Origin of the sequence: Pseudoalteromonas sp. BMB, assembly GCF_001709235.1 — a bacterium.
In the GTDB taxonomy this organism is placed as follows: Bacteria; Pseudomonadota; Gammaproteobacteria; order Enterobacterales; family Alteromonadaceae; genus Pseudoalteromonas; species Pseudoalteromonas maricaloris.
Genome location: NZ_MBQA01000013.1, coordinates 47,062 through 73,129, shown reverse-complemented (window position 1 = coordinate 73,129; position 26,068 = coordinate 47,062). Strand labels below are relative to the sequence as shown.

The window sequence follows — 26,068 nt, the reverse complement described above, 5'->3', positions numbered from 1 at the left end:
ATCTCCACTAATATTGGCTTCGTATAATCTGACCGTCACGATTTGTGACACGCTCCGTACCCCACATCACAGCTTTAGGAATGCTGATTGATGCGGCTGAGACGGCTCGATTATGTAACGTATCAACCAGCCGCGCATTGACCAAATAGGTATCTCGACTTTCTACGATTGTCCCGACCACCACAAGGTCAATTTTCTGGCGCTGATTCAGCACATTCAATTCTCGACTTAACATACTATCGGCAGAACTTTGTAAAGATAAAGCGTTTCTGAGTCGATATTCCACAACGTCGGCCCCCATTTGACTTAAATGGGTCATGAGGGATTCTTGCAAGGCCACACTCAAGCCTGAACCTTGCCCAGCAACGGTATCATCCAGCTGATTAGCCTTAAAAAAACTCATCACAGCAAGCGTTGAATTCGGCTTGAATGGCCGCACATACTGCCCGAGTTCCGCGGCTAACTGAGCGCCAAACCCATCTAAGTCAGGTAAGATTTCTTGCTGCTGGGTCGCTTCTCTTTTGCCAACCTGTTGGCTGTTTGTACACCCCGCCAACAACATAATCACTATGAGTGCTAGATATTTCATTTCACCAAACCCACGATAAACTTATTGGATAAAATGCAAAATACGCACCAAGTTTTAAAGTCGATGACTGGTGTAATGGCTAACCAAACAGCTTAAACCTGCACGCTTAAGTTGCTGGCAACCTTTGTATGCAGAGGCCTTATCTGCAAATGCACCTAATTTGAGCCGATAATATTTCGTATTTTGAATATCTATTTGCTCGATATTCACTTCGCTTGTTGCAAAGTCTTGCGGTAACTTATCCTTGAGTTGCTCGTAGATTTGCCTAAGCTTGGTATATTCCGTTGTAGAGGCCAATTGAATTGCAAATTCAGCCATCTCTACAGGCTGTTCTTGTTTCTCGGTGGGCTTTGTTTTTTGCTCTATCACTTGCTCGGGTTGCTCTGCTAAAAGCTCAGCATCCTTTTGCTTTGCAAGCGAATTTGATAGCTGCATCGCAATAACATCTAAATCTTCCTGCACTTCTTCAAACTTAGCAACCTGCTGTTTTAGCGCTCTGAGCTGTTCTACTTCTTGTTGTAAAGTGCTTACCTGCTGTTCCAGTAAAGATAGCTGCTTCTTCATTTGTAATGAGTCAAGTTGACTCTTGCTCGCAGTTGCTTGGCAACCACTTAACGCAACGAAACTGAGTATAATGAGATGCCACTTAATTGATTGCATTGTTTTCTCTTTCATAAATAGTTAAGGCTTCCACCGTGCAAGAAACTTTGAAGGGAAATAGATTTTGGCAAATATTTGCCGCATTTTGTGTGGCGTCATCTCTTAATATAAGTAAATAAGTGGCGTCGCCTTCTTTTTGCGCATACCCAAAACCACCGCTTAATAACGCGGGATAACGCTTAGCCAAAATCGCCGCATACACTTTTAATATCGTTAATGTCTTGAAGCGTCCAACTACAGCAAACTCTTGCGTGGTTGCGCGCTGTCGTTGTAATTCGTGATTTACATCAAGCAGCAAGTCTCCCTCTGCACTTAACTCCACTTCTATCTGTTGAGTACTGGCTACCGCGAGCCTTTTCGCATCACTTATCGCTGTACGGTAAGTCCCAGGCTTCAAACCAGTAAATACATAGTAGCCGTCATATGCTGTCTGAGTGCGCGCGACTTCGTTACCCATTTCATCAAGTAAACTCACGGTGGTGAACCCTGCAGGTCGGCGCTCAGTACCCTCATTGATTTCAACAATACCTTCAACTTCCGACGAGTTTACAAATGGTATTTCAACATATTCAATATGACCGGGTCTTGGAGTGAATGAAAAGCCATCGTTCGCAGGAATTAAAAAGGGTTCTGGGATCGTTTCTTTGTCAACAATAATATCTGTTCGTTTGTAATTAACCATTGCGGGTAATAGAGCCACACCGTCGTCGTCAGTTTTACCTTGTGCAAAGTTTTGCAATGCTTTTATAGTTACCCCCTTCAGCGGTAACTCCCCATCGTCAAGATAGCCGTTATTATTTTGGTCGATAAAAGCACGAATCATCAAAGAGCCAAACTGCGACAAGCGTTTGCCAGTTAAAAAAACCTGATCTACGGTTTCGCCTGCTCCAATACTTACTTGTCCAGAAAGGCCTAGTTGCCAGTTATCATCGTTATCGTATTGCAAGTCTGTTAACAACCTAAACTTATCATGGTTCCAGCTCAATCCAAGTTCGGTTTTATAGTAATCTGCAGCCAAGTCTTTGTATAAGGTAATGCCAAAATCAAGCTCAGGACTTAGCGCTTTGCTCAACTCTAGCTCAGCTGCTGTAATTTCATTAGAAGGTTTTATGTCATACCAAGTAGTAAAACGACTATATATCCCCAAAATCCTTCGCTGCCAGCGCAAGTAGCCACTCACATCGCTGGCTTGATTTGCCTGCTCTTGCCACACAAATTGGTTACTGAAAGTGCCCCAATAATTACCCGTACTAAACAGTAGCGACGCTTGCTCGGTGGTGTCTATATTAGCTCTATTAAGCTGAAAGTATTCAGCACGATAGTAAATCTTAGCGGCATCAAAAAGAGACCAATCTCCCGCCGCCGTTAATTTTATCTCGGTCGCATTTTCATCCCGTTCTAAATCTTCCTTTAGCTCAAATTTAGCACCTACCTGCTGGCCAAATAGACGGGTTCGAGTATTTGCAGAGAGACGTTGGTTCGTTTCGCTCTTACTATAGTCAACGTCCAGTAATAGTCGTTTATTAATATTGGTGTTAAACCCTGTAGAAAAGTACTGTTCTGAGGCGCTATTTTTCACACCTTGACGATGCTGCAAACCTGCATACACCGCAAAGTTTTTAGTAAGACCGTAGTCAAATCGACCATTTACTTGCCAGCTTGACTTCCCTGATGCTGCGGTCTTGTCGCCCAGTATACTTTTACCCGTCTCAGTAATTGATACGGCAAAAAAGCCTTCACCTTCGTTTACGGTGCTCTGTTCAACATAATAGGTCTGCACTTCTTTTGATACTTGACCTTGACCTCCATACATCACCAGTTCAAAGGTATTTTCACCAAATAGTAAATCAATATTTTCAAACTCATAGCGCCCAGATTGGACATTATTTTCTTGCCCTATTAGCAATCCATTTCGATAAAGCTCTACGTCCCACCCTACCTGAACAGGACCTGAGATGACAATGCGCTGACGGTTCGTATGCCTATCTAACGGCGCGTTACTGAAGCTCACTCCTCGCCCTTCTTCATTTAGCGCATCGACTCCAACTTGAACACTCTGGACATCCCCGAGCGATACCTTGGTAAAATTCCCAAACGGTAAAACATCGGCCTTTTTAGAAGCACGGTTGAGGGATAATCGTGAGCGATTAATCACATCTCCCTCTCTACCAGCAATAAAATACTGAGCTTGCCAATAGGCGATGTCTTGCGAACCAATAAGGGAATAAGACGTCTGGCTAATGTCTTCAGTCAGCTGCGTATTTATCTGAGCATCCAGCACTGGCTTACCGATGCTTTGATAAGGACTTGGTCTCCACGGTAATGTTGCGCTGGCATTGCGGTCAAACCTGACAACTTCTCTTCCTAATCGCTGTTGCTGCGCTTCTATTGGCAGAATTTGCCTACTTTTAACCGTAAGAGATAAATCTTGTATATCGGTAAACAGGCTCACATCGAATAAGGTCGCAACGATATAATCGGCGAGAAATACCTCACCATTGATAACCTGAACCTCCTTATCACTCAATTGTGTTCGCAGGCCTTTGCTCTCCACTAAATGCGCTTTGGCATTAAGACTAAAGGTGTTTTCAGGAGTGAAGAACCAGCCATCAAAAGTTCCTGATACATCTTCTGATACCACAAACCCCAAAGCTGAAAACAAGCTCAAGAGTTCCACATTGACGCCTTGTTCCGACGTCACCGCGATCACTTCACCTAAATATACATTTCCTTTATAGGCGGATAAAAACAGTTCCGTACCAACATCAACCCGAGAGACCACCCGCTCACTTTGCTGTATCGCAAGTTTTGCTTTCACTCGTTCAACCCGTTCTAATAGCTGTTGCAAAGTATCAACCTGCGATGCCATAGCAGGTTGATAGCATAGTATGCCTATTAGTAACGCGCGCCAAATAGCGGAGGCTCTCATTACGCTCGCTTACCCTAAACTACAAAGATACCGAATCATCTACAAAGGTGCGGTCAGTGTACTCCTCATCACCCACATACTTGATTAAGACCTTGCCTGATGGCCCGAGCTTGATTGCAGGGTCTATCGAGAATTCTACACTCCTTTGATTAAGCTCTGGATATACGGAAAACTTATTTAATACTCCGATCCGCACAGGTTTAACGTCATTTTTCCCCTGCCAATAAGCGGATAATTCGCCAAAGCTACTATATTTCCCAGTTCGATTAAGTAGTACCGTAATTGCCTGACGACCATTTTTTGCGTTGCTTACAATGACATCCTCAAGCTGTACTTGCGGGTTCGCATCGCCAACTCGTAGCATCACCGGAATGCTATAGCTCATCAGCACGTCAATATTGATACCTTCTTGCAGCTTGCCTTTATTATTCGGCAGCTCCCTAAAAAGCAAATGTGAGCGATACTCTCCTTGTTCCATATTCGCCTTTCTGCGCACAGCCAGCTTTATTACCTGACGCTCACCAGGCCCTAGTGTTACTTGCCTAGGTGAAATACGGATGAAATGGCTTGCAGCCATAGGGTTCATTTTTTGCTCGGCAAAGTTGGCATAACCACCTTCTTTAAGTGCTAGCTTCTCTTGAAATTCAAGTCGATAAGATTTGGTCACATCACCATTATTAATGATTGTAACCCTCTCAATTCTCTGACGCTCTTCGAAAGCAACCCGTGTTGGGGTGATCATCAGATTGGCGCTTACTTTACAGCAACAAAACAAAAGCAGCGTTAATATTAATTTATTCATAATTTAGTAAGACAAAGTTATTTCAACGTTCAAGGTTTGCACCCCATCCGAAAGCGATTTACCGTTGCCAGCAAAACGCAATTGACCACCGACCTTAAACTCACCAGACCCAACACTATCGGTGTAAATCGCCTTCTCGTGATACAGCTCTGTCAATTGGAAGGCATCGGATGCACCAAGATTCCAATAGCCAAACCAGTCATTGTAAACGGTCGATTGGACGCTAATTTGGCGATTACGAGGAAAATCGGTCAAGAGGATTTCTGCCGCATGACCAAACTCTACGAATAGAATATTGCTTGAAGTTTGTGGCCTAACATTAGGTTCTATCGTCACTGTGCCTGCGCTATTTTGGTCAATAATCGCAATAGTGCCAAAGCTCAATTTCTTAACGACCGATATATCTTGAGCTTTGGCCAAGTGACTGGCAAAAAGCAATGCCAGTACCATGTAACGCCACATGTTCTAGTAAGCGATTTCGATATCAACTTTACTGGTGTATACACCACCGCCATACGTATCTGTTCCAGAAAGTGCTTTCGTACTTAATGTCGCACCAACTGAAAGCGTTGCGGCACCATTTGCATCAACCCTGAACTTGTTGTTTGTCACTTCACTATTAGGCTGAGCACCGCTCACCACATAAAACTCAAAATCCTTTAAATCAAAAGAGGCATTACCTACGCTATCAACCGTAGTTGCGGCTGGAACCGTAATCGTTAACTCAGTATTTGGCGCGGCATCGGTGATATTGATAGAGCCAGCTCCACCTGTACTAATAAGGTTTATTATTGCATCACCAGTATTCTTGATTTCAGGATCGGTCAATGTTGGATCCGCCTCAATCTTTATAGTGGCGACATCCGCTGCATCGCCCTGCACTCGAATGATACCGAAATCAAGCGGATCACCGGCTTCAGCTGAAAATAAGTTTTTAACTTCTACTTTAACTTCAAGACGAGCAGTATCCTTAGCAATTGCTGAAGAAGTAAGTAAAGCAGCGGAAATAGAGCTTGCAATAAGCGCAGATTTAATCAGTGTTTTCATCTTTAAATTCCTTTAGAGGTCATTTTTATCATCACCGCAATACCGTTTTTGGTGACTTATTGTTTATCGTTCCCAAATGGGAAAACTTTAGTGAAAATTAAAGCATTAATCTTCTACAATCAATGCTTTGGATAGAAAATAGTCTACAGTAGACTTTTGCTTCTTGAGTTGATCTTAATCCTGAAACTGTTGCCCAATCTCGCATTTCAAACGCTTGAATTTGCAATTCTGCCTCAGAAAATATACTAGGAAACTTTCGCTTTACTGCCGCTAATAGCGCTTGATGCTGCTCAACTTGAGGCATGGAATTGATAGATAGGGGAAACAACTTGAGTTGAATTCCAGTCGTTTGATTCGCCTTTTGTTTACTCGCTGAATAACGCTTAACCTCTACGTCAGTATTCGATGTTGCTTGGATATTATTGACGCTTGCTTGAGACTCTAACAAAGTCAGCAAGTTTGTGAGATCCTGCTCTAACGAGCTCAATCGCTCAATACTTTTGAGCTGCTGCTCACTTAACAGCGAAGGCTCTTTAGATGAATGACTACAGCCACCTAAGGTGATTAAAGAGCCGAGTAGTAAAAATTTAAAAAACCGAATATCCACAATAAGTTATAACAAAAATCCATTTTCTGCTATGGTACATAAATCGCGGTAAATAACCAAATGCTTTTACCGCAAATATCGGTACATTTAACTTTATGTAATTACCTTTTAGCAATTAAATCGATAAGAGAAGCAAGCTCAGTTGAATACTCTTCTCTTCGCATCGCATGCTCAACTATCGCTTTTAAATAGCCAATTTTACTTCCGCAATCATGGCTTTTTCCACGTAGCGAGTATGCATCAACTTGCTCTCGCTCCATCAACATGGCAATCGCATCGGTCAATTGAATTTCACCACCAGCACCTAACGGTGTTTTTGCCAAAAGTGGCCAAATAGATTTATTTAACACGTAACGACCAACAACAGCTAAGTTTGAAGGTGCACTTTGCAGTTCAGGCTTTTCGACAATAGACTGCATCGCGCCTGACTCTCCTTGCGCGAGTGCTGCTCCTCCCAAGTCCACAATACCAAACTGAGAAACGAGTTCAGGCGCTACCGCTTCTACCATCACTTGGCTATTACCTGACGCTTTAAAACGCGCGATCATATCAGCAAGATTATCTTTTGTTAGATCGCATGCAGCGTCATCGACTAATACGTCAGGCAGCATAACCACAAAGGGCTCATCGCCAATCACAGGGGCAGCGCAATTGATGGCATGACCAAGACCTCGAGCCTCACCTTGACGCACATGGATCAGCGTAACGCCTTTGGGGCATATAGATTGTACTTCCTCTAGCAATTGACGCTTCACCCGTTTTTCCAGTGTCGCTTCCAGCTCAAAGCTCTTATCGAAGTGGTTTTCAATTGAGTTTTTACTTGAATGGGTTACCAGTACAATTTCTTTGACGCCAGCCGCCGCAGCTTCATCTACTACATACTGGATCAGAGGCTTATCGACAATTGGCAACATTTCTTTTGGAATGGCCTTCGTCGCGGGTAACATGCGAGTGCCAAGACCCGCCACTGGAATAACGGCTTTCATAAATGCTCCTAAATCGCGACCGGTGCTTTTATATGCGGGTGACATTCGTAATTCACCAACTCAAAGTCTTCAAACTTAAAACCAAATATGTCTTTTACTTGAGGGTTGATCTGCATTTGCGGCTTCGCAAACGGCGCTCGGCTTAGCTGCTCTTCAACTTGTTCCATGTGGTTTAGGTATAAATGGGCATCGCCGAAGGTATGTACAAAATCACCCACTTCTAAGTCACAAACTTGTGCAATCATCATCGTTAACAGCGCATAGCTTGCGATGTTAAAGGGCACACCTAAGAAAATATCCGCACTGCGCTGATAAAGCTGACAGGAAAGCTTGCCATCTAGTACATAAAATTGGAATAACGTGTGGCAAGGTGGCAACGCCTGTTTGCCCATCGCTGCATTTTCTTTCGGTGAATAGTTAGTATCAGGTAAAAGCGCAGGGTTCCAAGCACTCACAATCAGGCGACGAGAGTCAGGGTTGGTTTTGATTTGCTCTACAACATCTTTGATTTGATCTATCACTTCACCATTTGGCCCCGTCCAAGAGCGCCACTGGCTACCATAAACCGGCCCTAAGTCCCCGTCATCCGTTGCCCAGCCATCCCAAATGCTAACGCCATTTTCCTTTAGGTATTTGATGTTAGTATCGCCTTGCAAGAACCAAAGTAGCTCGTGAATAATCGAGCGTAGATGACACTTTTTCGTCGTTACAAGCGGAAAGCCTTCTTGCAAGTTGAAGCGCATCTGGTATCCAAAAACACTCACTGTGCCAGTGCCAGTGCGGTCTTCTTTTTTTGTGCCATTATCACGCACATGGCGCATCAGTTCTAAATATTGCTTCATTGTTCGCTACTCTTTAACTTTTAACTTGCCCGGTAGATGGGTTGCTACCTTCACGCTTATATGCCCACACCATAAGGATAGCGCCTGCAATCACCATAGGGAGGGATAAGATCTGACCTTGAGAAATAAAGCCACCATATAAGCCAATATGTGCATCTGGTTCACGGAAATACTCGATTGAGAAGCGGAAGACACCGTAACCGGCTAAAAATAGACCTGCTACACTGCCCGCTGGGCGCGGTTTTTTCCTAAACCATACCAACATCACAAACAATACCAACCCTTCAAAAAACGCTTCATAGAGTTGTGATGGGTGGCGCGGCTGTGGTCCGCCCGTTGGGAAAATAAATGCCCAAGGAACATCCGTTACGCGACCCCATAATTCGCCATTAATGAAGTTACCGATACGACCAGCAAAAAGCCCCACAGGCACCATAGGAACGACAAAGTCACCTACCGATAAAATCGAACGTTTGTTTTTAAGCGCATACACGATAATCGCCGTGATAACGCCCAATGCGCCGCCATGGAAAGACATACCGCCTTGGTCCACCCTAAACAAATAAAGCGGGTTTTCAATAAAATGAGAGAATTGATAAAACAACACGTAACCAATTCGCCCGCCCAAGATCACGCCGAGCATACTGTAAAAAACTAGGTCGCCAACTTGGTCTTTATTCCAACCAGAGTTTGGTTTTTTTGCTTCTTTCCCTGCCCACCACATGGCGAACATAAAGCCGATTAAATACATTAATCCATACCAACGAACACTTAACGGTCCGATGGAAAAAATCACAGGGTCTATCTGTGGAAACTGCAAAGCCATAGCCTTTCCTTAATTCATTAACATATTGCCAGCGATAACAATGAGTAACGCCGCAAACACTTTCTTAATCGTTGTGACAGGTAAGTGGTGCGTAGCTTTAGCACCAATAGGCGCCATAAACCATGAAGTTGCCACTATACCAAACAAAGCCGGTAAATAGACAAAACCTAAAAATCCATGTTCAATATCCACATGTTGGCTGCCAGAGGCGATATAGCCAAAGGAGCCAAAGATAGCAATAACAATACCACTGGCAGACGCACATCCTATCGCTTTTTTCATATCAACAGAGAAAAATGTCAGTAGTGGGACGATTAATGCTCCCCCGCCGATACCAATCATTGCAGACAGCGCCCCCGTTACCGAGGTTAGCATCGCAAGTATCGGTCCTTGTGGTATAACTCTGGTTGATTGTGGCGGTCTTCTGGAGCTCCACGCCATTTTCAATGCAATGCCTACAACACTAACCACAAAAATAATTCTGACCAGTTTTTCAGGCAACATCACTGCGGCAAAACCACTGCCCAACGCGCCGACTGCCACACCTAACATCACCCATGGAGCAATGTGCCATGGAACATTGTCATTTTTATGATGCGCTTTGGCTGAAGATGTCGAAGTGAAAATAATGGAGGCGAGAGACGTCGCAATTGCAACTAACACCACTTGATCTGTGGGTATAACATTAAATTTGGTCAAGATGACAGATAAAATAGGGACTATCAGCAGCCCGCCGCCGATACCAAGCAGACCTGCCAAAAAGCCAACTGCACAGCCGAGCAAAGCGCAAAGTACAACGATGAGTATAATAGTTTCCATCAACAAGCTCTTATTCTTATAGCGCCGTAATGGTAGCGTAAATAGCCTTAAGAAGCACCCTTTGCTTGGTGGCTGGTATAGAGTAATTCTGCAAAATGATGCTCTATCATGAATTCTTTAATAATTCGGCGCACTTGCTTAGATGATGGTTGTGCTAAACACCTTTCAAGTAAAGCTTCCATATCCGTTACTCTCAGTCTACGTAACACCCATTTTACTTTGTTCAGTGATGAGATATTCATGCTCAAACGGCGATACCCCATTGCAATAAGCAAGATTGCTCCCTCAGGCTCACCACCTAACTCTCCACACAGGCTAAAAGGCAGTTCGTGTAATTCACACTGCTGTGCAATCTGGTTTAACACTCGTAATACACTGGGATGATAAGGGTCAAAAAGATCCGCCACTTGTGCGTTGGTTCTATCAACGGCTAATAAATATTGCGTCAAATCATTACTGCCCACAGAGCAAAAATCGATTTTTTTCGACCACTCAGGTAACAAGTACACGCTAGACGGTACTTCAAGCATTACGCCGATTTCTGGCCGATCAATGGTATAAAAAGGATCAGCCCATTCGTCTTGCAGCTCAAAACAAGCCTGCTCAATGAGTGCCATCGCTTCATCTATTTCCTCACTATGACCCACCATCGGCAACATGATCTGTAAGTTGCCAAGACCCGCGTTTGCTTTGATCATCGCTTTGATTTGATCCAAGAAAAGCTCGGGGTGATCCAGCGATACACGAATGCCCCGCCATCCTAAAAATGGGTTTTCTTCTTTGATATCAAAGTAATCTAGAATTTTGTCGCCACCGATGTCTAAAGTCCGCATCACTACGGGCTCAGGGTGATAACGTGATAACACCTCGCGATACCAGACTTCTTGCTCCGATTGTGTTGGGAATTGGCCTTTTTGCATAAACCAAGACTCAGTACGATAAAGACCAACGCCATCGCAATAACTGGCGCTTAATGTCTCGGTCGATAGATCAAGCCCAGCATTTAAGAGTAAATTTATACGCTCACCATCGAGTGTAATAGGCGGCAAATCATGTTCCGCTTCAAACTTATCATGCAGAATGTTGTCTTTACGTTTGATTTCAACGTACTCATTGACCAACATTTGCGAAGGCGAAATATAAAGCCGCCCAGAATACGCATCCATGATCATGGACTTACCATCAAACTGTAATAATGGAATGTCTTCTATGCCCCAAATAGCGGGGACGCCCATCGCGCGAGTCAGAATGGAAGCATGAGAGTTGGCCGAGCCATGCACACTGACTACCCCTTTGAGCTTTTCTTTTGGTACTTGCGCTAACATAGTCGGGGTCAAGGTATGGGCGATTAGAATCGTATTATCTGGATAGTGTTTAACAGCTTGCTCAGTTGAGACTAAATGTTGGAGCACGCGCAGGCCAATATCATTAACATCAATCGCTCGCTCTTTGATATAAGGGTCACTCATCATATCAAACTGAGCCACAAGCTTTTCGATAACAAGCTTTAGCGCGGTTTTTGCGTTCCAGCCTTGTTGTATCTCAGACTCCACTTGTTTACCTAAACTCTTGGCATCCAAAAGTTGTTGGTAAACCTCAAACACAGCTACCGCTTCTTTTGGAATATCATCACTCAAGGTTTTGGCTAAAATATGGAATTCTTGCCGAGTCGCGGCCACCGCTTGATGAAACAGCTGAATTTGCTGCTGAATATTGTCACTATGCTGCGGTTCAATACTCGTAAAATCAATATGGGGTAACACCACATAACCATCACCTAAGGCAATACCAGGTGCACTCGATACCCCTTTTAACACTGAGGTTCTGTGACTGCTTGCATCTTGTTGAAGTAAAGTTTGGATCTCGGTGTTGGCAAGCTGTGAAGCCAATTGCGCTGAAAGCGTAATAAGAAAGGACTCTTCATCATGGCTAAATACACGAGCAACCTTTTGCTGCACCACAATAACCCCAAGCACTTTACGCTGGTGTACAACGGGCACTGATAAGAAAGCATTGTAGCCTTCTTCATTGACCTCAGGTGACAATTTGAATCTTGGATGTGATTGGGCGTGGGCAACGTTAATTGGCTCTTCACGCTGGGCAACAAGACCGACTAGGCCTTCGGTAAATCCCATTCGGAATTTTCCGATTGCTTCAGGGTTTAAGCCATCCGTTGCCATCAGGATAAAGTTATCTTGACTGTAATCGGCAAAATAAACTGAGCAGCATTCAGTGTGCATGGCATCTTTGACCATAGTAACAAAGCAATTTAACGCGCTTTGTAGGTCACTTTGCTGTGCCACTGACTCAGCAATCGATCTTAACGTTGCTAACACCTGCTGCTCCTATTTTTATCGTTTTGTGCGCCAGAAATCCTTCTGCCCTTGCTGTTCACGTTTACCAAATGGCATCGCAAACGGAGCGAATTCCTTCATCACTCGACGATAGACATCACGCTTAAACGATACAACTTGACGTACTGGATACCAATAGCTAACCCAGCGCCAATCATCAAACTCAGGGTGATGCGTACGTAATAAGTCTACGTCTTCATCTTTACACCTAAGTTTCAATAAAAACCATTTCTGCTTTTGCCCGATACAAACTGGGCTTGAATCTCGTCTAATTAACCTTTTTGGTAGTTTGTAACGTAACCAATGTTTAGAACTTGCTACTATTTCAACATCTTCTGGCCTAAGTCCAACTTCTTCATGAAGTTCACGATACATCGTTTGCTCAGGTGTTTCCCCTTGATCTATTCCGCCTTGAGGAAATTGCCAAGAGTGTTGTCCGTAACGACGGGCCCAAAAAACCTGCCCCTGATTATTACAAATCACTATTCCGACATTGGCACGAAACCCTTCGGCATCAATCACCTTAGTGCCTCATTTATAAGTCGATTTTTAATGATTGTTCCACAACTCCCGCGTCACGGCAAATTTAATTCCATTCTATACCTAAATTATCTCAGCATACTCTCAAGTTACCCACAACTTGTGCATAACTAAGTATTTTTCAGTTCAAATTACGAACAAATCCACAATTACACACTTCAAACTCTAGGTTTTCCACATATTCTGTGGATAATTATGTTTATAGTCTTGTATTTATCCAAAGCCATAAGATTTTCAAGCCACTCCGACTGTAGCAAAATAAAAATAACTTCATATTTATCATATAGATAATAAAGTTATTACTTTAACCATATGTTGAAATAACAAGCCGCACTTAAGTTGAGCGCAAAATAACCAACTTACTTCACCACATGATTTCTTTTATAATCGTGTTTTTAAGGGATAGACTCAGGAGTATCGCTTGCCACCAGTTACACCACCACGCTCTGTGGGCGAACTTATGCAACGTGTTGAAAACATAGCCGGTTTAACATTGGGTGAACTTGCTCAGCAGCGCTCGTTTAAAACACCACAAGACTTGCTCAAAGAAAAAGGCTGGGTAGGACAACTCATAGAAGCAGCCTTAGGTGCCACCGCGGGCTCAAAGCCTGTGCCTGATTTTGAGCATATTGGCGTTGAACTCAAGACTTTGCCAATAAGCTATCAAGGCAAACCGCTAGAGACTACCTATGTTTCTGTCGTGCCGCTGACTCAGTTAACAGGATTAACGTGGGAAGCGTCGAGTGTTAAAAAGAAATTAGCTCACGTTCTTTGGCTACCCATATTAGCCGAACGAGAAATTCCTTTAATAGATAGGGTTATTGGACACGGCTTCTTATGGCGGCCAGACGCGCATCAAGAACAGTTGTTACGAAGAGACTGGGAAGAACAAATCGAGTTAATCGCTACAGGTCACGTAGAGCAAATCTCAGGGCACCTTGGCGAAGTCATGCAGATAAGGCCAAAGGCAGCAAATGCCAAAGCGCTCACTGACGCCATAGGGCCGAACGGTAAAATAGTGCAAACTTTGCCAAGAGGTTTTTATTTGAAAATCAATTTCACTCAATCGATATTAGCGCAAGAGTTTGGTGCTTAAAAACACCTGTTGACTTTTTGTACAAAAAGTACAAATGTAAAACAACCAACATCTTGTATAGATTTGGTTAACATTTATATTTTTATAGAAGGAGACGACAATGAAATTAAAGTTCAACAAAAAATCGATTAAAGAACTTAGTGTGAACAAAACACTTGCTACTAAGATGACGCCGGCTGTTGCTGGAGGTAATGGTCCTGCAACGATGGATGATGCTTGTAATTCACTTCAAGTCTGTTGGACATTTAGAAATGGCCAAGCAAATTGTGAGATTTGGGGTGATGACCGCTAGCAATAAAAAACGCCAGTAGCTAAACTGGCGTTTTTACAATACATCAAGTAATGCTAATTACTGACCTTTGATTTCACTACGGCCTTTGTATACTGCTTTTTCACCTAGCGCTTCTTCAATACGTAGCAATTGGTTGTACTTAGCTACACGATCCGAACGGCAAAGTGAACCTGTCTTAATTTGACCTGCAGCTGTCGCCACTGCTAAATCAGCAATGGTAGCGTCTTCGGTCTCACCAGAGCGGTGTGAAATAACGGCAGTAAAGCCAGCATCTTGCGCCATTTTGATGGCATCAAGCGTTTCAGACAGTGAACCAATCTGGTTGAATTTAATCAAGATTGAGTTACCAATGCTTTCTTCAATACCACGCTTTAAAATCTTAGTGTTAGTAACAAAGAGATCATCACCCACTAGCTGAACTTTATCGCCAATTTTATCTGTTAGGACTTTCCAACCAGCCCAGTCGCTTTCGTCGAGGCCATCTTCGATTGATACAATTGGGTAACGTGCTGCAAGATCGGCCAAGAAGCCTGCAAAACCTTCCGAGTCGAATGTTTTACCTTCGCCCTTTAGGTCATACTTGCCATCGACATAAAACTCAGACGCTGCACAGTCAAGTGCTAGTGTTACGTCTTTGTTCATTTCGTAGCCAGCTGCTGCAACCGCTTCAACAATCACTTCTAGCGCTTCTTCATTTGATTTAAGGTCTGGAGCAAAACCACCTTCATCACCAACTGCAGTGTTCAGGCCACGAGACTTAAGTACGTTTTTCAGGCTATGGAAGATTTCAGCACCCATACGTAGTGCTTCACGGAAGCTCTTTGCGCCAACAGGCTGAACCATAAACTCTTGAATATCAACGTTGTTATCCGCGTGCTCACCACCATTGATAATGTTCATCATCGGAACTGGCATTGAGTACTGACCTGCTGTACCGTTGATGTCTGCGATATGCTCGTATAGCGCCACGCCTTTGTCTTGTGCAGCTGCTTTTGCTGTTGCTAGAGATACCGCAAGGATGGCATTCGCACCTAGTTTTTCTTTGTTTTCAGTGCCGTCTAAGTCCAACATGATTTGGTCGATTGCACGTTGCTCTAGCGCGTTTTGACCTTCAAGTGCTGCCGCGATTTCGTTATTTACGTAGTTTACCGCTGTTAATACACCTTTACCTAAGTAACGAGACTTATCACCGTCACGTAGCTCTAGTGCTTCACGGGTACCCGTAGATGCACCTGATGGCGCACATGCACGGCCCCATGCACCAGACTCTAGGTGTACGTCCGCTTCTACTGTTGGGTTACCGCGTGAGTCCATAACTTCACGGCCAATCACTCTAACGATTTTTGACATCTTGATTCCTCTTATTCCCAAAGTGGTGTGTGTTGCACTGCTTCTGTCGCAGGCGAATTCAGGGTCAATAAACCCGCTTTAAAGTTTGCCTTATCTCTGTTGCTTCGCAAAGTGAAGAATTTACACGTATCACATTGACGCGCCGGCAGATAAGAAAAAGTTTGGCGATAAACACTACACTTAGCGCCTATTGCAAAACCTTCTGCAACAAAAAAGCCGTGCAAGAGCACGGCTTTTTTCTTATTACGAAGATGCTTTTTGGTGGCTGTATGCCGCCGCAACAAAACCTTCAAATAATGGGTGACCATCACGAGGCGTTGACGTGAACTCAGGGTGGAACTGAGCCGCGATAAACCAAGGGTGATCTTTATTCTCGATAATCTCAACTAGTTTCTTGTCTTCTGACAGACCAGTAAATTGCAGACCCGCTTTTTCAAGCTCAGCAACATAGTTGTTGTTTACTTCGTAGCGGTGACGGTGACGCTCAACGATTTCGGCATTACCGTATACTTCACGTACCTTAGAGCCCTCTTTTAAGTGGCAAAGCTGCGCGCCAAGACGCATAGTGCCACCAAGATCAGAGTCGTGGTCACGTACTTCAATCTTACCGTCTGCATCTAACCACTCAGTGATCAGACCAACTACTGGGTGTGGGCTTTCAAGATCAAATTCAGTTGAGTTAGCATCAGTCAGACCTGCAACGTTACGCGCATACTCGATTAACGCAACTTGCATCCCTAAACAAATGCCTAGGTATGGTACTTTGTTTTCACGTGCATATTTTGCAGCTAAGATCTTACCTTCAACGCCACGGTTACCAAAGCCACCTGGTACTAAGATAGCATCAAGGTGCTCAAGTAACTCAGTGCCTTTGCTCTCGATATCTTGAGAGTCAACATATTCAATATTCACCGTTAAACGGTTTTTCAAACCAGCATGCTTCAATGCTTCGTTAACTGATTTATATGCGTCCGGTAATTCGATGTATTTACCAACCATACCAATTGTCACTTCACCAGTAGGGTTTGACTCTTGATAAAGTACTTGTTCCCACTCAGATAAATCCGCTTCCGGACGTTCAAGGTAGAAACGACGACAAATGATGTTATCAAGCTCTTGCGATTTCAATAGCGCAGGGATCTTATAAATACTGTCTACGTCTTGTAGCGAGATAACTGCTTTTTCTTCCACATTAGTGAATAGGGCAATCTTCGCGCGCTCGTTCGCTGGTAGTTTACGATCTGAACGACAGATCAAAATATCAGGTTGAATACCGATTGAACGAAGCTCTTTCACTGAGTGCTGAGTTGGCTTAGTTTTCACTTCACCCGCAGGGCCTAAGAAAGGCACTAGCGTCAAATGCATAAACAAAGCGCTCTCACGACCAAGCTCTGTGCCTAGCTGGCGAATTGCTTCTAGGAAAGGTTGTGACTCGATATCACCAACCGTGCCACCGATCTCTACGATAGCAACATCATGGCCTTCCGCGCCTTCAAGCACGCGACGCTTGATGTCGTTTGTGATGTGAGGAATAACCTGAATAGTGGCACCTAAGTACTCACCTCTACGCTCTTTGCGCAACACGTCTTCAAATACACGGCCTTGTGTAAAGTTGTTACGCTTGGTCATTTTAGTGCGAATAAAACGCTCGTAGTGACCAAGATCAAGGTCGGTTTCCGCGCCGTCTTCGGTTACGAATACTTCACCGTGTTGGATAGGGCTCATAGTCCCAGGGTCAACATTGATGTAAGGATCCAGCTTTAGAATCGTTACTTTCAAGCCACGTGCTTCTAAAATAGCGGCTAAAGAAGCAGCTGCAATACCTTTACCCAAGGAGGATACTACTCCGCCCGTTACGAAGATAAATTTTGTACTCATGCGAACCCTAGAAATTTCAGGAAAATTGGAATTTAAATAAGAATCAAGACGGGGCGATAGTATAGCAAAAGCACCTAAGTCATTCCAGCTAAAAATGACTTAGCACGGTAATATATTTTATCAGGAGGTCGTTTTAAGTAACGAACAAACCGTAAAATCAGTCTCTGTTTTTACTGCGTTGACGACGTTTCACTGTCTCCCAAGCATCATCCATCTCCTCCAAGCTCGCATCTTTAAGTGATAGTGAGGACTCATTCAAAACGGCTTCGACTTGCACAAAGCGATTTCTAAATTTCTCGTTGGCTTGACGTAGCAGCTGCTCCGGATCTCGTTTTATATGTCGGCTCACATTTACAGTTGCAAACAACAAGTCGCCCACCTCTTCCGCCGTATGTTCAGAGAGTGGATCAACTTGCAGCGCCTCGCTCACCTCTGCGACTTCCTCTTGTACTTTATCCCACGCGCCGTGGTAACTTGGCCAGTCAAATCCAAGTTTGGCTGCTTGCTTTTGAATTTTGTAGGCTTTTGATAATGCTGGCAAGCTGCTTGGAATATCCGCCGCGAACGCCCCTTGTTTTTGTGCCTGTTTTTCTTGCTGTTTAATGGCGTGCCATTGCTGTTCAAGCTCTGCTTCGCTTAAGCTTTCCTGCTTTTCAAATACATGGGGGTGACGTCTCACTAATTTGTCATTGAGGGTTTGCACTATGTCAGCAAAATCAAACAACCCCTGCTCTTTTCCAAGCTGAGCATAAAAAATCACTTGGAACAGCAAGTCCCCCAACTCTTCTTTTAAGTGAGCAAAGTCGCCTTGCTCGATAGCATCGGCAACTTCGTGTGCTTCTTCTAACGTATGAGGGACAATGGTTTTAAAGGTTTGCTTCTTATCCCAGTCGCATCCAGTGCTTGGGTCGCGCAGCTGCGACATAATCTCTAGCAGCTGCTCTATCCCCGTTGCTGTAGAAGGCTTAGAGTCGTTTGGCATCAAAAACACCTTCGATTTGCATCAATTTAGTCAGCAAGCGATGCATAGCAGAAAGGTCATCCACCTCTACCTTCATCATAAATACTGCTACGTTTTTATCGTCTTGTGTTTGTACGTTCATATTGAGCACATTGACTTTTTCATTGGCAAGCACAGAGCTAATGTCTCGGATCAGCCCTTGGCGGTCGTGTGCTTCAATTTTTAATGTAATGGCGTACGACGCTTTAACATCATCTGACCAACTGACCGCAATCTCACGCTCTGGATGTACATCCGTAATATGAGCAAACGACTCACAATCAGAGCGATGCACAGCAATACCTCGCCCTTGCGTGATGTAACCCACAATTTCATCGCCCGGTACCGGCTCACAGCATTTCGCCATATGACTCATCAAGCTGCCAACCCCATCAACGACCACTGCGTTTTTGTCGCCTTTCGTGTGTTTTGGCGAGGAGATTTTTAACTTAGGTGTATCCTCAGGTTTATCTTGAACGTAGTTCAGGAATTGGTTGATACGAATATCACCGGCACCAATCGCCACCATTAAATCGTCGAGCTCTTTAAAGTTAAAGCGGTCAATCGCGGGTTCTAAATCTTTATAGGTAATATCTAGTTTTTGCAGATGACTATCTAAAATTTCCTTACCCGCTTGAAGATTTTTGTCTCTATCTTGCTGCTTAAACCAGTGATGGATCTTACTGCGCGCTCTTGAAGAATGAATATATCCCAGCGACGGGTTTAACCAATCTCGACTTGGTGAAGCATTTTTCTGGGTAAGAATTTCTACCTGATCGCCTGTGCGCAATGTGTAAGTGAAAGGCACTATTTTACCAAACACTTTTGCACCAATGCAGCGATGTCCAACATTGGAATGAATGTAGTATGCGAAGTCGAGTGGCGTCGAGCCTAGCGGCAAATCAAAGATATCGCCCTTGGGCGTGAATACATAAACACGGTCTTCGACAACCTGATTCTTCAGCTCATCTGCTATTTCACTGCCATCTACCACTTCTTCTTGCCACTGCAACAGTTTGCGTAGCCAGCTAATTTTTTGCTCGTATCCTGAGTTTCTGCCCGGCAATGCACCTTCTTTGTACATCCAATGTGCCGCCACCCCAAGCTCTGCATCTCGATGCATGGCCTCAGTGCGAATTTGGATTTCTACCGTTTTGCCCTCAGGACCAAATACCACGGTGTGGATAGACTGATAGCCGTTTTGCTTAGGCGTAGCAATATAGTCGTCAAACTCTTTGTTTAAATGCCGCCAGCTGGTGTGCACAATACCCAAAGCGGCGTAGCAATCTTGAATTTCATCTACCACCACACGCATCGCGCGAATGTCGAACAACTGTTCGAATTCATAGCTTTTCTGCGCCATTTTTTTATAAATGCTGTAAATATGCTTAGGGCGACCGTAGACCTGCGCTTTAATGCCTGCATCCGCAAGTTTTTGTGCCACCGAATTAACCATATTCTCCATATAAGCTTCGCGGTCTAGGCGTTTATCAGAAAGCTTCTTGGCAATAGACTTATACGTATCCGGATGCAAATAACGGAAAGAGAGATCTTCAAGTTCCCATTTTAATTGGCCAATCCCCAAACGGTTCGCAAGTGGCGCAAAAATATTGGCTGCGGCTTTTGCAGCAACGACTCTTTCTTCTTCCGATGCTTTCTTAACCGCACGTAAATGGCAGATTTGCTCAGCAAGCTTAATCACCACGGCACGCACATCTTCCACCATAGCGAGTAACATACGGCGGATGTTGTCGACTTGTACCTTACCCGAGCTTTGGTGTGCTAAAGTGCTGATGGTGTCCATATTCTCCACCCCTCTTAAAAGCAGAGAGATATTTTTGCCAAGCGCTTCCTCTACTTGCTCAAGGGACAACTTTCCAGCAACAAAATAAGGAGTTAAAAACGCAGTTGCTAAAGATTCGCTATCAAAATTTAAGTCTGCAAGGATCTCGACCATTTCGATGGCATTATTGAGATGTTCCGTTGACTCATCCGCGGGACAAAGTTCATAGGCCTTTTGCAGCCAGTCCCTTTGATCCTCTGACAAGTTTAAGATAGTGAGTCGCGCATCAAACTCTAGTGGCAAAGTGGTTTGATGCGACTGCCGAGTAGCAACCATGTTTTGATACCTCCTTAAAATTACTTACCCGCCTCATTTTCGGGTAAATTATCTAGCCTAATGCTCGGGCAATAACGGCCTCAAAGCTCAGGTTATTTACACTGTTTTTTAAATAGCGCCATGGTTTCGATATGTCCCGTGTGGACAAACATATTCATTAAGCCAAGCTTCTCTAATTCAAAGCCTGCCTGTGCTATTACCGAAGAATCACGCGCCAGTGTCACAGGATCACATGACACGTATAAAATACGGCTAAACTGCGTCAACGGTAATTGCTGTAGAACCTCAAGTGCACCTGGCCTTGATGGATCCAGCACCAACACATCCAGATTTGCGTCGAACCAAGCAGCCTCTGTAATCGACTGTGTTAGATCAAAACAGTGAAACTGAACATTACTGATTTGATTAGTTTGCGCATTTTGCTGAGCCATTGCAACCGATTGCGCTTCACCTTCTACCCCAATCACATTTTTTGCTTGTTTTGCGAGCACCAAAGAGAAATTTCCCACCCCACAGAAAAGGTCGAGCACACTTTCATCGTTACTCAGCAGTAGCCAGTCTGTCGCTTGGCGCAGCATTGCTTCGTTTACTGATTGATTCACTTGAATAAAGTTGTTCAATTTAAACTCAAGTGTTAAGTCAAATTCACCAAGGTGATAGTGCGGCAACTGGGAATACACAACTGGCATCTCGCCATCGTCGAACAGGACCTGACAATTCTCCAGCTCGTTTTGTAGCGTTTCACGAGTCGAAGCGGACAGTGGCTTTGTATGACGACACAACACATAATTATGATTATCGGCCTGACAAAGCTGAATATGACTGATCAGCCTAAACTCACTTAGCGACTGTGCAAGCGCACTTAGCGTGTTAACAATACGCTCAAAAGGCGACACCAATACGTCACATTGTGCTATTTCGATAATCTGCTTCGACTGACTTGCTCTAAAGCCCAACTTCACGCTTTTGCTTTGTTTATCATAAATACATGCCAAACGAGCTGCACGACGATAATGAAGCGGCATTGAGGTGATCGGTGCTTGCCATGGTAAGTGTTTGATATTGGCAAAACGTGCAAAAAGTTTTTCAACTGCATGCTGCTTTTCATTGAGCTGACCATCAACACTTTGATGCTGCAAGCTACAACCACCACACTGCTGGTAATGCGGGCAAAACGGCTTAACACGCTCATTAGAGGCATTAAGTACTTTGGTCATCTTCGCTTCCAACAGTTTAGACTTGGCCTGTACAACCTGTGCTCTCACTCGCTCACCAGTCAAGGCACCAGCCACAAAACAGACCTTACCTTCATGACGAGCAACACCTCGCCCCTGATGATCCATTGACTCTATGTTTAATTCTATTTGCTTTGACGGCTTAGCAGCTTTCTTAGCACGAAAAATCTGTGCCATTGGGTTCCTCATTTGTTTGCTTATCACGTCGGTAAAAGATAATCTTAGTTACAGATTTCTCTGCACTTTTTTGACCCTATGACAAAATTAAACCTGCGTGACAGTATTTTACTACTCACTCTTTTGCCAACCCTTTTGGTTGGCTTGCTACTTGGTGGTTATTTTACTATAAATCGCTACGTAGAGCTTGAGGAAATTCTGATAAGTCAGGGAAATCGCATTGCAGATTCTCTGGCTATGTCAGTAGAATACCCAATAGAAAAACAAGATAAAGCGCATTTACACCGCATTTTAAGCCAAGCACACAATAAACACGCACCTCTGGTAAAAAGTATCGCGCTGTTTGATAACCAAAATCAGCTTATTCTTACCAGTAATTATCATAGTGAATTCGACAAATTACATTATTTTGGTGAAGTGCAAAAGCTACAAACCACCGAAGTTACTACACTAAAAAATACCTTTGTGTTTTATTCACCAGTTAAAAACCATTTAGCCAAAAAAACCGATTGGCATAGTGCTGAGCCAGCTACGCTCGCGGTTTTAGTTGTAGAGATCAGTAAAGACCAAGCCTTGATATCGCAGCAGCGCGCGCTGATCTTGAGTGCTATTGTTATTATTTTCTCCTTTTTACTTAGTGTTATGTTGGCCATGCGATTATCACGTATGCTGACCAAACCGATTGCCAGTTTGATTTTAGCCACAGACAAACTCAACGAAGGTAAACAAGACATCGCTATCAATGAGCCGATGCGGGGTGAGTTTGAGCTGTTGCGCCAAGGCTTGATTGTTATTGGCAGAAAGATGGCCAATCAAAAAGACGAAATGCAAAAGCACATTGATCAGGCAACTAGTGATTATCGCGAAACCCTAGAGCAGTATGAAACGCAGAATATTCAGCTCAATATTGCCAAAAAAGAAGCACAAGACGCTAACCGCGTAAAATCGGATTTCTTGGCTAAGATGAGTCACGAACTTAGAACGCCGCTCAATGGGGTCATTGGCTTTACTCGTCAACTTTATAAAACACCATTAAATAAGCACCAAAAAGATTATTTAGATACCATAGAGCTATCCGCAAATAGCCTGCTTACCATCATTAGTGACATCTTGGATTTCTCAAAACTAGAAGCCGGTGCTATGGAGCTGGAGAATATCCAGTTTGAATTACGCGACGCAGTTAATGAAGTCATGACCTTATTAGCGCCAAGTGCCCACGACAAGCAGCTAGAGTTTTCGATTTCTGTTAATCGCCAGGTGCCGGACAACTTAATTGGCGACCCAACACGATTTAAACAGGTATTGACCAATCTAATTAGTAATGCCATCAAGTTCACGGAAAAAGGCTCAGTCAAAGTGGATATTAACCATCGCTTGATGGATGAATCTCAATCCTCGTTGTTAGTGTCTGTCAGCGATACTGGGGTCGGTATTGCGCAGGATAAGCAAGATGCGCTATTTACGCCGTTTGCTCAAGCCGATACCAGTATCACCCGTAAATTTGGCGGCACAGGTCTGGGTCTTATCATCACTAAGCATATTGTTGAGGCGATGAATGGCCGTATCACTCTGAACTCGGCACCTGGAAATGGTACCTGTTTCTCATTTAATGCCGTCTTTGCCCTGCCAAATCGTCTCTACAACGACGATTTGCCAAGCAAACCGCTGGAAAATAAGCGCGTGCTTTACTTCGAACCGCAAGAGCATACTCATTACGCTGTAATGGCCCAGCTACAGGCATGGGATATGCAGGTGACTCGTTGCCTCACCGAAGAAGAGTTTGATACAGCCTTGGCGCAGGATTTTAATTACGATATCTGTCTAATCGGCTCTATGGCGAGCGTCGATCAAATGCAGACGGTCAAGAGTTACATCAAGCAAGCTCGCGGCTCCGCAGACTACTTATACTTGATGGTTAATACCGTGTCTCATAATATGCGTGAGGCGCTTATTGGCAGTGGTGCTGACGCTTGTTTAAGCAAACCACTTAATCACAGAAAACTATGCGAAATGCTTGCAGCACCCTATCGTTTAGACCACCCAGACATGAGTGCCAATGAAATCGAGGCTACCAGTTTACCACTTAAAGTGCTCGTTGCGGACGATAACGATGCTAACTTGAAGTTGATCTGTACTCTGTTAGATGAGCAGGTAGAGGCAATAGATACCGCACATAATGGCGCTCAAGCAGTCAGTTTATGTAAATCAAGGAAATACGACCTGATATTTATGGATATTCAAATGCCCATAATGGATGGTATAAGCGCCTGTAGAAGCATAAGAGATTCGTCCTTAAATGAGGATACCCCTATTATCGCCGTCACCGCACATGCACTTGCTGGCGAAAAAGAGCAACTGCTTAAAGATGGTTTTAGTAACTATATGACTAAACCCATAGATGAAGATATGCTCAAGCAAATTATTTGCGACCATAGCGCATCTTCACCAGTCGCGAGACAAAAAAATATCGAGAGTCATCAGCACAGTGTGCCGCCATTTAATAGCCAAATGTTAGATTGGGGGTTAGCGTTACAGCGAGCGGGTAATAAACCTGATTTAGCATTGGAGATGCTCAACATGCTGCTTTCTAGCGTGCCCGAAACGTTGCAGCAGTTGGAGTCTGCGCAAGACGCAGAGGATCTCCCTACGCTGCTCAAAGTAGTGCATAAGTTTCACGGGGCTTGTTGTTACACAGGCGTACCAACCCTGAAGAAATTGGCTGAAACCATCGAGACGGGATTAAAACAAGAAAAACCACTCAGTGATATCGAGCCTGAGCTATTTGAGCTGGTTGATGGACTCACTTTATTGCTTTCTGATTCCGAGCCCACACAATCCAGCTGACCTTTATGTTCACACTCTTCTATTCGCTACTTTCTATGCAAACAACCATGGAAATAGCGAATAGATAGGAAGTGTGGCACATAGCTCCTAACACACCAGTCAACGCTTCCCGACAATTTATTACACTTTCTAACAGCACTTTCCCAAGTCTTGTAACAAACTTCTTACATTCTAAATTCTCACAATCTTTAACTTACGAAAGGAATTCTGTATGTATCTCATCAAGTCAGCACTTACATCTGCTGCCATCTTTACCCTCGCTTTTGCTTCTTGTAGCCACGCCATTGAAACGTCATCTGACGAATGGCAAGTTCGTCTAGGAGGAGGAGCAGCCGCTGCAGATTTGCCATGGAAAGGCATTGAAAGTGAGCTGATCTCAATTCCCATTATCGATATCCAAAAAGGAAACTGGTTTATCAACAAAGACAGCTTAATTGGCTATCGCTTTCCTATTACCGAAGATTTATCTGTCTACTCCGGATTGGGCTATCGTCAAGACGGCTATGACGGCGTGTTCCGAGATGCGAAATCTGAGGACGAGGTTTTTGTAGGATATGACGCACCGGATGGCGATGTTACCGTTAACTATGGCGTCACCTATCTATGGTTTACCCTCGCTGGTCACAGTGATATTTCCGATAATTCAGATTCAACCACGGCTACTTTTTCGGTATCAATCCCACTGTACAACGATGGTCGAGGATTTAAAATCTCGGCAGTAGGTAACGTAGAGTGGCAGCAATCAGATTACGTCAATTATATTTACGGGGTGAGCGGGAAAAACATCGATATAAGCCGTGGTCGAGTGGGCTATTTAACTGCTGATGACGCCGTGAATTATTCGGCAGGGTTTACCGCACATTATCAGTTAAAAACACAACTCAGTTTGGTTGGTGGGATAACACGAACTAAGCTCGATGATGTAATTGCCAATAGTCCTTTGCTAGACAGAGACACCAGTGACCTCGCTTATGTTGGCCTAGTCTATCAATTTTAGGCTGTTGCCCGGGTTAAAATTAAATAAAAAACCCAAGTTAAACTTGGGTTTTTTATCTTAATGCTTATGCACATCATCA

Annotated in this window: 22 protein-coding genes; 4 read left to right on the top strand and 18 right to left on the bottom strand. The window is 43.9% G+C overall.

Annotated elements, in window-relative coordinates:
• Window positions 1-7: 7 nt before the first annotated feature.
• The 13 genes from BB427_RS01560 to rppH all read right to left on the bottom strand — a co-directional run bounded on the left by BB427_RS01560 (window position 8) and on the right by rppH (window position 12,983).
• Window positions 8-589, bottom strand: coding sequence for a FlgO family outer membrane protein (locus tag BB427_RS01560; protein ID WP_069018734.1), 582 nt, complete (start codon window positions 587-589; stop codon window positions 8-10).
• Between the two features lie 54 nt (window positions 590-643).
• The gene (locus BB427_RS01555; protein ID WP_069018733.1) at window positions 644-1,249 is read right to left on the bottom strand and encodes an SPOR domain-containing protein; all 606 of its coding nucleotides are present in this window, start codon (window positions 1,247-1,249) and stop codon (window positions 644-646) included.
• Entirely contained in the window at window positions 1,236-4,178 is a 2,943-nt protein-coding gene (locus BB427_RS01550; protein WP_254663561.1) for a hypothetical protein, read from the bottom strand. Before BB427_RS01550 ends, BB427_RS01555 begins: the two co-directional genes overlap by 14 nt.
• A gap of 19 nt (window positions 4,179-4,197) precedes the next feature.
• The gene (locus BB427_RS01545) at window positions 4,198-4,920 is read right to left on the bottom strand and encodes a fimbria/pilus periplasmic chaperone (RefSeq protein ID WP_045989516.1); all 723 of its coding nucleotides are present in this window, start codon (window positions 4,918-4,920) and stop codon (window positions 4,198-4,200) included.
• Window positions 4,921-4,983: 63 nt separating this feature from the next.
• A complete protein-coding gene (locus tag BB427_RS01540; protein ID WP_045989515.1) occupies window positions 4,984-5,430 on the bottom strand; it encodes a DUF4402 domain-containing protein in 447 nt (148 codons plus the stop codon).
• Between the two features lie 15 nt (window positions 5,431-5,445).
• Window positions 5,446-6,027, bottom strand: a complete 582-nt coding sequence (locus BB427_RS01535; protein ID WP_010369323.1) for a DUF4402 domain-containing protein — start codon at window positions 6,025-6,027, stop codon at window positions 5,446-5,448.
• A 97-nt stretch (window positions 6,028-6,124) separates the two neighbouring features.
• Window positions 6,125-6,634, bottom strand: a complete 510-nt coding sequence (locus tag BB427_RS01530; RefSeq protein ID WP_045989513.1) for a hypothetical protein — start codon at window positions 6,632-6,634, stop codon at window positions 6,125-6,127.
• 101 nt (window positions 6,635-6,735) lie between these two features.
• A complete protein-coding gene (galU, locus tag BB427_RS01525) occupies window positions 6,736-7,620 on the bottom strand; it encodes a UTP--glucose-1-phosphate uridylyltransferase GalU (RefSeq protein WP_069018732.1) in 885 nt (294 codons plus the stop codon).
• Window positions 7,621-7,628: 8 nt separating this feature from the next.
• Window positions 7,629-8,462, bottom strand: a complete 834-nt coding sequence (locus tag BB427_RS01520) for a thymidylate synthase (protein WP_069018731.1) — start codon at window positions 8,460-8,462, stop codon at window positions 7,629-7,631.
• Window positions 8,463-8,475: 13 nt separating this feature from the next.
• Window positions 8,476-9,288, bottom strand: coding sequence for a prolipoprotein diacylglyceryl transferase (lgt, locus tag BB427_RS01515; protein ID WP_069018730.1), 813 nt, complete (start codon window positions 9,286-9,288; stop codon window positions 8,476-8,478).
• Between the two features lie 9 nt (window positions 9,289-9,297).
• Window positions 9,298-10,107 carry a sulfite exporter TauE/SafE family protein gene (locus tag BB427_RS01510; protein ID WP_010369329.1) on the bottom strand — a complete coding sequence of 270 codons (810 nt, stop codon included), beginning with the start codon at window positions 10,105-10,107 and terminating at the stop codon, window positions 9,298-9,300.
• Between the two features lie 47 nt (window positions 10,108-10,154).
• On the bottom strand, window positions 10,155-12,443 hold the full coding sequence (ptsP, locus tag BB427_RS01505; protein ID WP_069018729.1) for a phosphoenolpyruvate--protein phosphotransferase: 2,289 nt from the start codon (window positions 12,441-12,443) through the stop codon (window positions 10,155-10,157).
• A gap of 15 nt (window positions 12,444-12,458) precedes the next feature.
• Window positions 12,459-12,983 carry an RNA pyrophosphohydrolase gene (rppH, locus tag BB427_RS01500; protein WP_010369331.1) on the bottom strand — a complete coding sequence of 175 codons (525 nt, stop codon included), beginning with the start codon at window positions 12,981-12,983 and terminating at the stop codon, window positions 12,459-12,461.
• Window positions 12,984-13,422: 439 nt separating this feature from the next.
• On the opposite strand from rppH, the gene mutH reads away from it, so the two are divergent.
• Window positions 13,423-14,097, top strand: coding sequence for a DNA mismatch repair endonuclease MutH (gene mutH, locus BB427_RS01495; protein WP_069018728.1), 675 nt, complete (start codon window positions 13,423-13,425; stop codon window positions 14,095-14,097).
• A 100-nt stretch (window positions 14,098-14,197) separates the two neighbouring features.
• A complete protein-coding gene (locus BB427_RS01490) occupies window positions 14,198-14,389 on the top strand; it encodes a hypothetical protein (RefSeq protein ID WP_010369334.1) in 192 nt (63 codons plus the stop codon).
• Window positions 14,390-14,446: 57 nt separating this feature from the next.
• Here BB427_RS01490 and eno read toward each other — a convergent pair whose 3' ends face one another.
• The 5 genes from eno to rlmD all read right to left on the bottom strand — a co-directional run bounded on the left by eno (window position 14,447) and on the right by rlmD (window position 22,148).
• Window positions 14,447-15,739, bottom strand: coding sequence for a phosphopyruvate hydratase (gene eno, locus BB427_RS01485; protein WP_010606280.1), 1,293 nt, complete (start codon window positions 15,737-15,739; stop codon window positions 14,447-14,449).
• 243 nt (window positions 15,740-15,982) lie between these two features.
• Entirely contained in the window at window positions 15,983-17,617 is a 1,635-nt protein-coding gene (locus BB427_RS01475) for a CTP synthase (RefSeq protein ID WP_069018727.1), read from the bottom strand.
• Window positions 17,618-17,774: 157 nt separating this feature from the next.
• Window positions 17,775-18,599, bottom strand: a complete 825-nt coding sequence (gene mazG, locus BB427_RS01470) for a nucleoside triphosphate pyrophosphohydrolase (protein ID WP_069018726.1) — start codon at window positions 18,597-18,599, stop codon at window positions 17,775-17,777.
• Complete coding sequence (gene relA, locus BB427_RS01465) at window positions 18,583-20,736, bottom strand: GTP diphosphokinase (protein ID WP_010369348.1); 2,154 nt, start codon at window positions 20,734-20,736, stop codon at window positions 18,583-18,585. The genes mazG and relA overlap by 17 nt, the downstream gene beginning before the upstream one ends.
• Before the next feature lie 92 nt (window positions 20,737-20,828).
• Window positions 20,829-22,148, bottom strand: a complete 1,320-nt coding sequence (gene rlmD, locus BB427_RS01460) for a 23S rRNA (uracil(1939)-C(5))-methyltransferase RlmD (RefSeq protein WP_069018725.1) — start codon at window positions 22,146-22,148, stop codon at window positions 20,829-20,831.
• 78 nt (window positions 22,149-22,226) lie between these two features.
• Here rlmD and barA point away from each other — a divergent pair, with 78 nt between their 5' ends.
• Both barA and BB427_RS01450 read left to right on the top strand, forming a co-directional pair.
• Complete coding sequence (gene barA / locus BB427_RS01455) at window positions 22,227-24,992, top strand: two-component sensor histidine kinase BarA (protein WP_045989506.1); 2,766 nt, start codon at window positions 22,227-22,229, stop codon at window positions 24,990-24,992.
• 211 nt (window positions 24,993-25,203) lie between these two features.
• Window positions 25,204-25,989: a MipA/OmpV family protein gene (locus BB427_RS01450; RefSeq protein ID WP_069018724.1), complete on the top strand. Its 786-nt coding sequence runs from the start codon at window positions 25,204-25,206 to the stop codon at window positions 25,987-25,989.
• Window positions 25,990-26,068 lie beyond the last annotated feature (79 nt).